Source organism: Devosia sp., assembly GCF_040509215.1.
In the GTDB taxonomy this organism is placed as follows: domain Bacteria; phylum Pseudomonadota; class Alphaproteobacteria; order Rhizobiales; family Devosiaceae; genus Devosia.
The window spans coordinates 1-13177 of record NZ_JBEVLL010000221.1; the positions used below are offsets into that span (position 1 = coordinate 1).

Sequence of the window (13177 nt, forward strand, 5' to 3'; positions counted from 1 at the left end):
ACGGGCCGGGCTTCAGCTTAGAAGCCCTCGAGCACGATCTTGCCCTTGGCCTTGCCGGTCTCGATCAGGCTATGGGCCTTCTTGAGGTTGTCCGCATTGATCGGCCTCAATACCTCGCTGACCGTCGTGCGAATCTTGCCTTCATCGATCAGCGAGGCAACCGCATCGAGCAATTTGCCCTGCTCATTCATGTCGCTCGTGCCAAACAGCGAGCGCGTGAACATCAGTTCCCAGTGCGTCGACACCGCCTTGCGCTTGAAGGGCAGGACATCGAGCATCTCGGGGTCATCGATCAGCCCAAACCGCCCCTGCGGCGCGATCAGCTTGACGATCTCGCCAAGATGCCGCTGCGTTTCCGTCGTCGAGAACACAAAGGCCGGCGCGCCAATGCCTAAGGCCTCGATCTGCTCAGCCAAAGGCTTGCTGTGATCGATCACATGATGAGCCCCAAGATCGCGAACCCACTGGCTGGTTTCCGGCCGCGAAGCCGTGGCGATAACGGTCAGGTCCGTCAGGGCCCGCACCAGCTGAATCGCGATCGACCCGACGCCACCGGCACCACCCACGATCAAGATGGCATTGGCCGCTCCGGCCACGGGCTTGCGAACATCAAGCCGGTCAAACAGCATCTCCCAGGCGGTGATGGCCGTCAGCGGCAGTGCCGCCGCTTCAGCATCGGAGAGGCTACGCGGCTTCCGCCCGACAATACGCTCATCCACCAGATGAAACTGGCTATTGGCACCGGGCCGGGCGATCGAGCCCGCATAGTAAACCTCGTCACCCGGCTTGAACCCCGTGACCTGCTCCCCGACTTCGACGACATGCCCGACTGCGTCCCAGCCCAGGACCTTCCACTGCCCATCCGGCGGGTGCGACCCCTGCCGCACCTTGGCATCGACCGGATTGACTGAGACGGCCGCGACCTCGACCAGAATGTCGTGCCCTAGGGCGCGAGGGCGTTCGATGTCGATATCAACCAGCGCCTCGGCGCGATCGATCGGTCCTGCGATTGTGTAGCCAACGGCTTTCATCATTCAGCTCCTCTGTGCTTGCTGTGAGCTGGAGATGAGCCTACCTTCACTTGCGTGCAATACGGTCAAAAACTGCACATACTATCAAAAAGGATACTGCAAATGGCCAAGGCCCGACACTCGCGTTTTGACTGCAGCCCCGGCTGTTCCGTCGAGGCAGCCATCGGGCTTATTGATGGCAAGTGGAAGTCGGTGATCCTCTTTCACCTCATGAAGGACGGTACCCTGCGCTTCAACGCCATCCAGCGGCACCTGTGCAAGGTGACCCCACGCATGCTGACCAACCAGCTCCGCGAGCTGGAGGAAGATGGGCTCATCATCCGCAAGGTCTACGCCCAGGTCCCGCCAAAGGTGGAGTATTCGCTCTCTCCACTGGGCAACACCATGAAGCCGATCCTCCTGGCCCTGCACACTTGGGGCGATGCCAATATCGGCCTTTATGGCAAGCCGCACGGCCATGATCCGCGCGACGCTTCGACGGACGCGCAAAGCCAGCTTCAGCCAGCCGATTGATCGCTACTGTCAGCTAGCTATAGAGGCTGCCGACCGTGTTGATCACAAAGGCCAGGATGCCGAGGTTGAACAGGAAAGCTGCAACCCCTTGGGCCAGCGCGATCCGGCGCATGTGCGGCTCGCTTATGGTGACGTCCGAGGTCTGGAACGTCATCCCCAAGGTGAAGCTGAAATAGAAAAAATCCAAATAGTCGGGCGTTGGGTCGCCGGGAAAGTTCAGCCCCGCCCAGTCTCGACCGTCCCGTTGCTGATAGTAGATATGGGCGTAGTGCAGGGCGAAGATCGTATTGGCAAATAGCCACGCCAGTGTCAGCGAACCCAGTATCAGCGGCACCTCGATCGAATAGGCACTCGAATGCCCAATCAGCGTCCCCACCGCAATCAGCACGATGAGCAGAACCAGGAGGGTTATCGCCAGCAGGCCCACGCGATTGGCGTCGTTTGCCGCCGAAGTCGACCGCATGGTGGCCATGTCGTCGTTCAATAGCGGAATTGCTGCAGCCAGAAAGACCAGCGTAGCCACGTCGAAACTGGCGAGAACAGCGATCTGAAGTTCAATGCCCGCCAGCGTGGCCAGGGCCAGCAGGACGAGCAGGATCACTGAAAACAGGGCAAAACGCGGCGGCGCGATGTGGCGCCCTAGCACTTTTGTGAACCGGACAGGCAAAGCGGGTTTCCCTCACGCAATCGTACACTTCCACACCAAATCACCCTTTGTTTCCATTCTGGGAAAAATCAGGGTTGCGTCAAAACACCTGTTTGTCTATGTCTCCGCGCAGTCGGGGCGTAGCGCAGCTTGGTAGCGCATTTGTCTGGGGGACAAAGGGTCGCAGGTTCAAATCCTGTCGCTCCGACCATTTTACCAAATGACCGAGTGTTCGGCCGCGATCTTGTCGCGGCCTTTTTCTATTCTAGACCAGCATTTGCTCGCGGCGCGCCGACACGCGTTGTTCGTTGGCAATAGCCGTCGATAGCCCCCAGACCAGCCCGATCAGCAGGAAGAAGTGCCGCCAGTGGTCGGAGTCGATGATCGCTGACTCGGCAACGACCATGGTGAATGTCGCCATCACCGGAATAGCCATGAGCCGATATGGGGAAGGGCGCAGCAGCATGACCGTGCCTTTCCATAGAGTTGCGATGACCATCAGATAGTAGAGCAACCCGCCGCCCCAGCCGTAGACATGAATCACGGTGATGTAGACATTGTGCGGCTCTTCGATGATGCGCAGGTTGCGGAATTCGCCGGGCCCAATGCCCCAGGGATTGTCCAGCGCCAGCTCCAGCGCATAGCCCTGCCGCCCGAACCGGCCGGTTTCGCCCGTATCGTAGTTCTGCGAGGACGCGCGCAGTTCGAAGAAATTGGCGACCGCAGGCACCGAGAGCAATCCGCCAAGCGCCACGATCAGCATGCCGGCCCCAATGAGCGTCATGAGCAGGATACGCACCTTGTCCCGCGCACCGGCTTCCAGCAGGAAAACCAGCACCAGCGTGATCAGCGACGAGGCCGCAAAGTGCCCCCAGCCGCCGCGCGAAAAGCTGACGAAGACGCCGACGAACAGCACGAAATAGACCCCCGCCGCCATAAATGACTGCCAGCCGCGCCCCAGCAGCACCCGCTGCAGCGCAAACATGGCCGGCAGCACCAGGAAGGGCGCGTAGACGTTGGGGTCCTTGAATGTCGCCTTGGCGCGGTCATAGCGCAGGAACAGATCGGCCCCCGGCATCAGCCGCAGATAGGCCAGCGTCCCGATAATGGCGAGGATCACCGCAATCACCGTATAGGCGCGCATGATCACCCGCATGCGCTTCTCGGTGGATTCGGCGAGGTAATTGGCGACGAAATAGCTCGTCAGCATCAGGAAGATCGTCACCGCCGTGAAGATCAGCGCCTCGCTGATCGGCGTGAAGCGCACCTGTATTGCCGCGATCAGCGCAAAGGGCGTGAAGCACAGCATGATCGCCAAAAGCCCGAAGGTCGAGCGATAGAGCCCGATCCCGGCCATGATCGCCACCGGCAGAACCAGCAGGAACATCACCTCATAGGGCGATGGCTCGATCAGCACGACGCCGCCGGCAAAGATCCATAGCGCCACGACGCCATCGAGCAGTTTCAGTGCCCGCTGGCGAACGTAATCAGCGCCGGCCCACTTCGATCCCAGCGCGGAGTCGAATGTGCCCGAGATCGTCAATAGGCGTTCTCGCTCTTGGCTATGAGGGAAACCGGCGTCATCAGCACGATGTAGAGATCGAGCAGGAGGCTCCAGTTCTCGATGTAGTAGAGATCGTGGTTCACGCGCTGCATGATCTTGTCGATCGTGTCGGTCTCGCCGCGCCAGCCATGAATCTGGGCCCAGCCGGTCATCCCTGGCTTGACACGATGCCGCGCAAAGTAGCCTTCCACGGCTTCATAATAGAGCTTGTTGTCGGCCTTGGCCTGCAAGGCATGGGGACGGGGCCCCACCACCGAAAGCTCACCCTTCAACACATTGAAAAGCTGAGGCAATTCATCGATCGAAGTCTTGCGGATAAACTTGCCGACGCGCGTGACGCGCGGATCGCCCTTGGTCACGAGCTTGGCCGCGCCCGCATCGAGCATATCCGTCCGCATCGAGCGGAATTTGTAGATGCTGATGAGCTGGTTGTTAAAGCCGTGCCGCTTCTGCACGAAGAAAACCGGCCCCTTGCTCGTCAGCTTGATGGCGATGGCCGTCGCAATCATGATCGGCGACAGGAGGATAAGCGCCGTGATCGCCACGAGCTTGTCGAACACCCACTTGAAGACCAGGTTCCAGTCCGAAATCGGCCGGTCGGCCATATCGAGCACAGGCACGCCGCCGACATAGGAATAGGCCCGGTCGGTGAACTTGAGTTTGCTCATATGCGCCGAGAGGCGAATGTCCACCGGCAGCACCCAGAGCTGGGTCAGCATGTCCAGCACGCGTTTTTCCGCCGAAAGTGGCATCGAGACGATGACGAGGTCGACCGGCGTCACCCGCGCAAATTCGATCAGGCTCGACACCTTGCCCAGCTTGGCCAGCCCCGCGACCGAATCCGGCGAACGCTCGTCATAACGATCATCGAACAGCCCCAGCAGCTCGATATCCTTGTCGGCGCCACTGACGATCTGCTCGATCAGCACTTCCGCATCGCGCCCGCCACCCACGATGACGGTGCGGCGCTTGAGGCGCCCAAGATCGGTCCAGCGCTGCACGAGGAAGCGCAGCAACAGGCGATAGACGATGAGCAGGGCCGCGCCCGACACGAACCAGCTAAGCAGCCAGACGCGCGAAACCATGTCGCCCGCCTTGAAAAAGAAGATCGCGACCGTCACCACCGCCATGACGGCCAGCCACACGGCCAGCACGCGCCCGAACTGCCCGACAACCCGCCGATAGGTGGTAATGCGGTGCGCTCGCAACAGGTTAAGGCCGATATTGGTCGCCAGACAGACGCCCAGCGTCACCAGCAGGTAAAAGCCTTCCTGGCCGGATTCGACATAGGCGGCATGAATGCCATAGCCCAGAATCGCCAGCAGCAAGGCCTCGACGACCTGCGCCACGCCAACGATGATGGTACCGGAATAGGTGCGCTCTACCGGACGATTGGCGATTTCGGTGGCGGCTGCGGAAAGTGTTGGTCCGGCCCCATCCCCGTCGGGCTGACGGGAAGCATGGTCCTCAATGGCCTGCTTGGGATCGACACGAAACATCGCACGCTACCGGAAAAACTCACTCACACCCGGCCGGATGATGCGCGCAATGCGTTTATAGTCGATGAAGCAGGTCTTTAGCCTTTGTCCTGCACGTCACGGTAGAGCGCCTCGATTCGCCCCACCATGGTCTCGAGCGAGAACTCGGTCGCAACGCGCTTGAGGCGCACCTGCATCTCCGCCTGCGCCACGTCCGGGTGATCGAGCACGGCCTGCATCGCCGCTGCCAGTGCCGCGGCATCGCCGGGCAAAACCAGCGTTTCTGCCGTCCCGGCAAAGATCTCGGGAATGCCGCCGACGCTCGTCGTCACCACCGGAAGTTGCGCCGCCGTCGCCTCCAGCACCACATAGGGCAGGGACTCCGCCAGCGACGGCAATACCGCCACGCGTCCCTGCGCAAACACCGTCCGGGCCGGCTGCGACCCAACCAGCTTCACGCGCTCCCCAAGCGATAGTGCGGCAATCCGCTCTTCCAGCTCAGCCCGCTGCGGTCCATCCCCTGCCATCACCAGCGTTGCCGGGCTTCCATCCTTCCGCCTCAGCCCCACCATGGCTTCGACCAGCGTAAAAATCCCTTTCAGCTCGCGCAATTCGCCGACAAAGACGAAATCCGCAGCATCCCTGGCAATCTCAACCGGCTCGAACTCACCGGCATCGAGGCCGTTATAAATGATCTCGGTCCGGCAGGTCGGCGGCGTGATCAACCGGCCATAGGTTTCCCGGGCAAAGTTGCTCTCGAAAATGATGGCGCCGGTTTCCCCGAGCAGCCGCCGCTCCAGCCAGTGAAACGCCTTGCCGCTCCGCGACCGCGCTGAAAAGTGCAGCACCCCACCATGCGGCGTATAGAGCGCCAATGGCCGCTTGCGCCCTATATGCGCCAGCCGGGCGTAAAAGCCCCCTTTGGCCCCGTGGCCGTGGAGAATGTCTATCGAGAGGTCCCGCGCCAGTTTGCGCACGGCAAATGGCGTCGAAAGATCGCCCCGCCCGAGAAGGCGCGGCATGGGCATGGCATGCACACCGAGATCGGCAAATTCCCGGAGCGCATCGAGCCGCCGCTCGGTCTGTGCGTCGCTGGCGAGAGAATCAACGATCAGCCCGACACTATGCCCGCGCGCCTTCAGCCCTCGGGTCAAATCCGCGACATGCCGAAACAGCCCGCCTACAGGCGCGCGCATAACCTGCAAGATGCGCAGGGGCCGTTCCATCCCGCTTAGAACCAGCGTTCGGAAATGACGATCGTGTCACCGGGATAAATGGGGAAGTCGAGGTCGGCCGGGCCGCGAACCATTTCATTGCCCTGGCGACGATAGACCGTCACCTGGTTGCGATCCGCCGTTTCTGTATAGCCGCCCGCCGTGCTGATGGCAGCGCGCACAGTCATGTTGGGCGAATAGGAGAACTGTCCGGAAGTGCGCACCGCGCCCTGGATAAAGAAGGGCCGGTATTCGGCCACTTCCACGGCCACATTGGGATTGCGCAGATAGCCATTGGCAAGAGCCCCGGCGAGCCGCGACGCAGCAACGCTTGTCGTCTGTCCACGCACCTGCACCTGGCCGACGAGCGGGAAGGCGATCGCCCCGCTATCGCTGACGCGATAGGTATTGCTCAGTTCCTGGTCGCCATAAACCGAAACGCGCACCACATCGCCAGTATCGAGTGTGTAGGGGCCGGTCGGTTCGACGAAATAGCTTCCGGGCCGCGTCGTGGCGCAACCCGCAAGCGGCATCATCAATGTTAAGGCGAGAATGGGAAGCCAGCGCATGGTCAATCCGCGCGTTTTGATTGGCCCTTAGCATTCCCTGTCATGGTTAAGATTTTCCTTATGCCGGACAAGCTTGCTCCGAATATGCCGCCACAATTAACCGATTTTTGACCACGAAAGCCTGATAGTGCCGCGGCATGATGAGGATTTGCCGTGAGCGAATATGCCCCGACAATGCGCGATGCGCGAATTGACGTGACTGCCGTGCTTGCCGCGGTTGGCAGGCGCTTGCCGCGCATCATCATCGTTACCCTGCTGGTGCTCGTGGCGGCGTTCCTCGTCCTCACCATGCTGCCGCGGCTCTATGAATCCTCGGCTTCCATTCTCGTCGAACCGCGCTCCAATGTTTATACGCGCTCGGCCAACGAGCAGGCGCCGGCAAGCACGGCGGGCGATGCCAGCGTCGTCTCCAGCCAGATCGAGCTGATAAAGTCGCGCGATACCCTGCTCGGCGTCATCGACAAGCTCGATCTGCGTTCCAAGCCCGAATTCAACGGCAGCCAGTCGGGGTTCTCCCCGCTCGGCGTCGTCATGCAGCTTATCGGTCGCGGCTCGACGCCCATCAGCATCGACGAGCGCGTCATCAACACGCTCTATGATCGTATGACGGTCATCCAGCAGCGCGACTCGCGCATCATTTCCATCCTGGTGCGCTCCACTGATCCTCAGCTTGCCGCCGATATCGCCAATGCCGTAGCCGAGGCGCACGTCGCCCGCCGCGCCCAGCTCTCCCTTTCCGATACTGCTGAGGCCTCCGATTGGCTGCGCCAGGAAATCGAGCGCCTGCGCACCGTCGTGGGTGATGCCGAAGCAGCCGTCGCCCAATATCGCGTCGACAACGACCTCTTCATCGGCACCAACAATACCAGCCTGCTCGATCAGCAGCTTTCCACCATCACCACCCAGATCACCTCCGCCCAGGAGCGCAAGAACACGGCGCAGTCGCGTGCATCGGTCATTCGCGGCCTGCTCGAGCGGGGCCAGCCCATCGAAAGCGTCGCCGACGCCCGCAATTCGGCCGTCGTGCAGCAGTTGAGCCAGGAAAAGGCCCGCCTCCAGGGCCAGCTCGCCCAGCTCTCCGCGACTCTTTTGTCGAACCATCCCACCGTCAGGGCGCTGAACGCCCAGATCGCCGAGCTCGACAATCGCATCAATCAGGAAGGCTACCGCGTCGCCGCCGCGCTTGAAGCCGAGGCCCAGGTCGAAGCCGATCTTGAAGCCTCGCTCCAGGCCGACCTCGGCCGCTTCAAGCAAACCGCGTCTACCGCCACGCAAGACACCGTCGCCCTCGATAGCCTGCAGCGCGAGGCCAAGGCCCAGCGCGACCTGCTCGAAGCCTACCTTATGCGCTACAATGAGGCGTCGTCCCGCGCCGACGCCGGCTCGGCCTTGCCCGACGTGCGCGTCGTCACCGAAGCCGCGCCGTCCGTAACTCCGGCTTTCCCCAAGACCGCGCTCATTCTTGCCGGCGTTGGTATCGTCACCTTTGCCGTGCAGTTTGGCGCCGTCGTCTTTGGCGAACTCATGTCCGGCCGCGCCCTGCGGCCGATCGAGCCCTATGCCTGGGAGCGCCAGCGTCGCGAAGAGCCCGCCGTGGTCCCTCAGGCAGCCCTGCAAGAAGAAGTCCCGGAAGAAGAGTCGTTCTACGAAGAGCCTGTTTCCGAAGTATACGAGGCCGAACCCGACCCCGTACTCGAGCCCGAACCCACTCCGGACGAGCCCGAACGTCCCGCCGCATTCGCTTATGTCGAGCCCGAATCTACGCTTGCGGCGTCCGATAGCGCCCGTCGTCTGCTCCAGGAACTCGCTGATCGCCGCGCCCAGCGCGATGCGGCTCGCGTCGCCATGGAATCAGCGCCCGCGCCGAAACCCGTTGCCGCAACACCCATCCGTCCGAAATCGCCGCGCGAGATCGTCGGCATGGTGCGCTACGCCGATCTTGCAGCCGACCTCGTGCTTGGCAAGACCCATCTCCTGCTCCTCGCCGACCACGGCAATAACGAACCCGGCCGCCGCATGGCCGACGCCCTCGCAGCAGATGGTCTCGCCAAGGGGCTCAGCGTCGTGCTGGTCGATGCCGGCAGCGGCCGCACCGGCAATGCGCCGGGTCTTTCCGATCTCAGCATGGGACATGCCGGTTTCGGCGATGTCGTGCAGAAATCCGCCGACCAGAGTTTTGCCGAAGTCGTCTGGGGGCAGGGCGAAACCATCGACCGCACCTCCGCAAAGCCCTCGATCCTCGTCGAAGCCCTTGGCGACATCTACGAAGTCGTCATCGTCCTCACGGGTCGTGTCGGCGGTCGCTCTGCGCTGCCCGTCTTCGCCGATCTCGGCGGCCGCGTCGTGCTGGTGACCAGCGACGATGAAGAAGCCGGCAGCGCAGAAGATATGCGGAGCCAGCTCCTCAATGCAGGCCTGCAGCGGGTGGAAATCTCGGCCCTCGAAGACGCCGTTGCGGCTTAGTCGGTCCCCCCGGCCCACACCCGGCGAGCATTGAGCGCCAAGCCAAGTCCACGAGAAAGCGCGAGGTTGCCCCATGAAATACGCCGCCATCCGCGCTGCCTTCGAATTGCTCTGGCTTTCCCGCCTGCCGGCTCTGTCCCGTGCACTATCGAGCTCTCGCGGAGTCATCTTCACGCTGCACCGCGTCCTGCCCGAGGCGCCACCGGCCTTCTCCCCAAACGCCATCCTGCAGGTTCGCCCCGATTTTCTCGATTACACGATCGAGCGTCTCCGTGATCTCGACATCGACATCGTCACCCTCGATGAAGCGGTCACGCGCCTGGCTGCCCCCAAAAAGGGAAAGCCCTTCGTCGTCCTCACCTTCGACGACGCCTATCGCGACAATCTCGACTACGCCCTGCCAATCCTGCTCCGCCACGAAGCGCCCTTCACGCTCTATGTCCCCACTGCATTTGTCGACGGCGTCGGCGAGCTCTGGTGGCAGGCCATCGAAGACATCATCGCGCGCCAGGAGGCCGTCGCCTTCACCGAAAATGGCGAGGTCGAATATGTCGACACATCAACTACGGCACAGAAGAAAGACGCCTTCAACCGCCTTTACTGGCACCTGCGAAAACTGCCCGAGCCGCAGCGCCGCGCTTTCCTCGCCGAGTTCTGCCACAACTACGGCTATGACCTCGAAAAGCAGTGCCGCGACCTGATCATGAGTTGGCAGGAGCTACGCCTCTTCGCCGGCGAACCGCTCTGCACCATCGGCGCCCACACGGTCCACCACTACGAACTGGCAAAGCTCTCCGAGGACGAAGCCCGTCAGGAAATGCTGCAATCGGTGGAAGTAATCCAGGCCCAGTTCGGCATCCGCCCGAGCCACTTTTCCTATCCTCTCGGTGGTCCGCTCTCCTGCGGCCCCAGAGAATTTGCACTGGCTCGCGACCTTGGCTTCAAAACCGCCGTCACCACTCGCCCCGGCGGCCTCTATCCGCACCACCTCGAAAGCCTGACCGCGCTGCCGCGCGTATCGCTCAACGGCTACTTCCAGTCCGAACGCTATGTCGACGTCTTTGCCAGTGGCGGCATCTTTACGGTGCTAGGCAAACTGACCGGCTGAGCCCTCCTATTCCTCTCCCCCTCGGGGAGAGGGTGGATCGCGCGTAGCGCGAGACGGGTGAGGGTGCTTTCTAAGCAGTCGCTTGTCGCCTAAGCCTGAGCATCCGGCTTCGCCATCCAGCGAACGATCGCCATGGCCGGAAACAGCCAGCCCATGCCCGCAACGATGAAATAGACGATCAGCACATACCATGGCAGCTCCGGCGGAAACGCCAGGTAGACCGATGTGGCGAGGCACGCCCAGGCGACAATGGAGGCCACGCACAGGAGCGCGCCGATCAATTTGCGGTTGCGTTGGGTCATATGCGGCATCTGGGCTGTTGCGACTGGGCGAGGGTGGCATTACCACTCCGCCAGCCCCATCGATACCGGAATGTTGCCGTGACCACCCAGCACAATGCCGCACCAGGACAAATCAGCTACGCGAGCGACCTGCTCCGGCCCGTTCGCATCTGGCTCTACGCGCTTGCTAGCTTTGTCCTGCTGATCGTTGTGGTCGGTGGTATCACGCGGTTAACGGAATCGGGTCTTTCGATCACCAGTTGGAAGCCGATTTCCGGCACCATTCCCCCGCTCAACGACGCCCAGTGGCAGGCCGAGTTCGAAGCCTACCAGCAGATTCCGCAATACTCGATCGTCCATTCCTGGATGGACATCAATGACTTCAAATACATTTTCTTCTGGGAATGGTTTCACCGCCTCCTGGCGCGTGCGCTCGGGCTGATCTTCATTGTTCCCTTCGCAATTTTCCTGTTCCAGAAACGTCTTTCACGCAATCTGGCGCTGCCTCTGTTCACGCTCTTCATCCTCGGTGGCTTCCAGGGCTTCCTCGGCTGGTGGATGGTCTCTTCAGGTCTTTCCGAGCTCACCTCGGTCTCCCAATATAGACTTGCCGCCCACCTCTGCGCCGCCTCGCTGCTCTTCGTCGCGCTCATATACGTGGCGCGCAGCATCGAGCCCGGCCGCGTACTCGGCCGCGTAAATTTTGGACACCTCGCCACAGCTACTGCCTTGGGCGTTCTGCTGATTTTTCAGATCGGGGCAGGGGCCTTCGTCGCCGGTCTCGATGCCGGCATGGGCTACAACACCTGGCCGCTCATGGACGGAGCCATCATTCCCAAGGGCCTCTTCGTCATGGACCCGGCGTGGCGGAACCTCTTCGAAAATGCCCTGACGGTGCAATTTATCCACCGTGGCATCGCCTATGTTATTGTCGCCTACGTCGCCTATATGATCTGGCGCCGTAGCAAGGATGGCGGTTTCGGTGGCGTCCATGGCTGGCTGCCGCGCATCGGCATCCTGGTTCTGCTCCAGGTAGGCCTCGGCATTGCGACCCTACTGGCCAGCGTTCCGATCTCGCTGGCTGTCGGGCACCAGTCCCTGGCCTTCATGCTGGCCGGCGCCACTGCTGCCTATGTCGCCGACATGCGTAGGGTGCGGTAATATAATACCGCATCTGCAAGTCATTGAAATTGCAGTACTTTTATAAGGCGCTTGACGACTTCTAGAATCCCCCTTAGAGACCCCTCCGAAACCTGTGATCCGTCCTTTGGATGAGGTCGCAAACCAGAGTTTTCTAGGGATTTCAACAATGACCACTTACTCGGCAAAACCGAGCGAGATCGAAAAGCAGTGGATCCTCATCGACGCCGAAGGGCTTGTCGTGGGTCGTCTGGCTTCGATCATTGCTTCGCGTCTGCGCGGCAAGCACAAGGCCACCTTCACCCCGCACATGGACATGGGTGACAACATCATCGTCATCAATGCCGAGAAGGTGAAGCTGACCGGCCGCAAGCTCGATCAGCACCGCTTCTACTGGCACACCGGCTACCCCGGTGGCATCAAGGACCGCACCGCTCGCGAGCTCCTCGAAGGCCGTTTCCCGAACCGCGTTCTGGAAAACGCCGTCCGCCGCATGATGCCGGGCGGCCCGCTGACCCGCGCCCAGCTCAAGAACCTGCGTGTTTACGCTGGCGGCGAGCACCCCCACGAAGCGCAGAACCCGAGCAAGCTCGACGTCGGCGCGATGAACTCCAAGAACGTCCGGGTGAAGTAATATGGCTGAAACCATCAACTCCCTCGAAGCCCTGGGCACCACCGCTGCTGCTCCCGCTGCCTCCTCGGCTCCGGTTCACGTGCAGAAGCTCGACTCCCTCGGCCGCGCCTATGCCACCGGCAAGCGCAAGAACGCCGTTGCTCGCGTCTGGATCAAGCCGGGCAAGGGCAAGGTGACCGTGAATGGCCGCGAATTCGCAGCCTATTTCGCTCGCCCCGTTCTCCAGCTCATCGTCAAGCAGCCGATCGTGGCTGTTGATCGTCTCGACCAGTACGACGTCAACGTCACCGTCGCCGGTGGTGGTCTGTCCGGTCAGGCCGGTGCCGTTCGTCACGGCATCTCCAAGGCGCTCAACTACTTCGAGCCCGCCCTGCGCCCGACCCTCAAGAAGGGTGGCTTCCTGACCCGCGATAGCCGCGTGGTCGAACGTAAGAAGTACGGTAAGGCCAAGGCCCGTCGTTCCTTCCAGTTCTCGAAGCGCTAAGCTTCAAACCCAAATTCTTGGAAAGGGCCGGGCAACCGGCCCTTTTCTTTTG

General features: G+C 61.6%; 13 protein-coding genes and 1 tRNA gene. 7 read left to right on the forward strand and 7 right to left on the reverse strand.

Going from position 1 to position 13177, the window contains the following annotated elements; translation table 11 throughout:
- Positions 1-17 precede the first annotated feature (17 nt).
- Positions 18-1031: a zinc-binding alcohol dehydrogenase family protein gene (locus ABW043_RS12155; protein ID WP_353921482.1), complete on the reverse strand. Its 1014-nt coding sequence runs from the start codon at positions 1029-1031 to the stop codon at positions 18-20.
- A gap of 102 nt (positions 1032-1133) precedes the next feature.
- Here ABW043_RS12155 and ABW043_RS12160 point away from each other — a divergent pair, with 102 nt between their 5' ends.
- Positions 1134-1544: a winged helix-turn-helix transcriptional regulator gene (locus tag ABW043_RS12160; RefSeq protein ID WP_353921470.1), complete on the forward strand. Its 411-nt coding sequence runs from the start codon at positions 1134-1136 to the stop codon at positions 1542-1544.
- A 13-nt stretch (positions 1545-1557) separates the two neighbouring features.
- On the opposite strand, the gene ABW043_RS12165 is transcribed toward ABW043_RS12160, so the two are convergent.
- Positions 1558-2211, reverse strand: a complete 654-nt coding sequence (locus ABW043_RS12165; protein WP_353921471.1) for a DUF1345 domain-containing protein — start codon at positions 2209-2211, stop codon at positions 1558-1560.
- Positions 2212-2324: 113 nt separating this feature from the next.
- Here ABW043_RS12165 and ABW043_RS12170 point away from each other — a divergent pair.
- Positions 2325-2401: transfer RNA gene (locus tag ABW043_RS12170), tRNA-Pro, on the forward strand.
- A 54-nt stretch (positions 2402-2455) separates the two neighbouring features.
- Here the strand turns inward: ABW043_RS12170 and ABW043_RS12175 are convergent.
- The 4 genes from ABW043_RS12175 to ABW043_RS12190 form a co-directional block, all read right to left on the reverse strand.
- On the reverse strand, positions 2456-3733 hold the full coding sequence (locus tag ABW043_RS12175; protein WP_353921472.1) for an O-antigen ligase family protein: 1278 nt from the start codon (positions 3731-3733) through the stop codon (positions 2456-2458).
- Entirely contained in the window at positions 3730-5253 is a 1524-nt protein-coding gene (locus ABW043_RS12180; RefSeq protein WP_353921473.1) for an undecaprenyl-phosphate glucose phosphotransferase, read from the reverse strand. The genes ABW043_RS12175 and ABW043_RS12180 overlap by 4 nt, the downstream gene beginning before the upstream one ends.
- A 77-nt stretch (positions 5254-5330) precedes the next feature.
- Positions 5331-6428, reverse strand: coding sequence for a glycosyltransferase family 4 protein (locus ABW043_RS12185; RefSeq protein ID WP_353921474.1), 1098 nt, complete (start codon positions 6426-6428; stop codon positions 5331-5333).
- 35 nt (positions 6429-6463) lie between these two features.
- Entirely contained in the window at positions 6464-7015 is a 552-nt protein-coding gene (locus ABW043_RS12190; protein ID WP_353921475.1) for a polysaccharide biosynthesis/export family protein, read from the reverse strand.
- 153 nt (positions 7016-7168) lie between these two features.
- Here ABW043_RS12190 and ABW043_RS12195 point away from each other — a divergent pair, with 153 nt between their 5' ends.
- A complete protein-coding gene (locus ABW043_RS12195; protein ID WP_353921476.1) occupies positions 7169-9478 on the forward strand; it encodes a GumC family protein in 2310 nt (769 codons plus the stop codon).
- Between the two features lie 73 nt (positions 9479-9551).
- On the forward strand, positions 9552-10586 hold the full coding sequence (locus tag ABW043_RS12200; protein ID WP_353921477.1) for a polysaccharide deacetylase family protein: 1035 nt from the start codon (positions 9552-9554) through the stop codon (positions 10584-10586).
- 89 nt (positions 10587-10675) lie between these two features.
- On the opposite strand, the gene ABW043_RS12205 is transcribed toward ABW043_RS12200, so the two are convergent.
- The gene (locus ABW043_RS12205) at positions 10676-10888 is read right to left on the reverse strand and encodes a DUF2842 domain-containing protein (RefSeq protein ID WP_353921478.1); all 213 of its coding nucleotides are present in this window, start codon (positions 10886-10888) and stop codon (positions 10676-10678) included.
- Positions 10889-10966: 78 nt separating this feature from the next.
- On the opposite strand from ABW043_RS12205, the gene ABW043_RS12210 reads away from it, so the two are divergent.
- The 3 genes from ABW043_RS12210 (at position 10967) to rpsI (ending at position 13125) form a co-directional block, all read left to right on the forward strand.
- Positions 10967-12028 (forward strand): COX15/CtaA family protein, encoded by a 1062-nt coding sequence (locus ABW043_RS12210; protein ID WP_353921479.1) that lies wholly within the window; start codon positions 10967-10969, stop codon positions 12026-12028.
- A gap of 148 nt (positions 12029-12176) precedes the next feature.
- Positions 12177-12641, forward strand: coding sequence for a 50S ribosomal protein L13 (gene rplM / locus ABW043_RS12215; RefSeq protein ID WP_353921480.1), 465 nt, complete (start codon positions 12177-12179; stop codon positions 12639-12641).
- Position 12642: 1 nt separating this feature from the next.
- A complete protein-coding gene (gene rpsI, locus ABW043_RS12220; protein WP_353921481.1) occupies positions 12643-13125 on the forward strand; it encodes a 30S ribosomal protein S9 in 483 nt (160 codons plus the stop codon).
- The last annotated feature ends 52 nt before the right edge of the window (positions 13126-13177 follow it).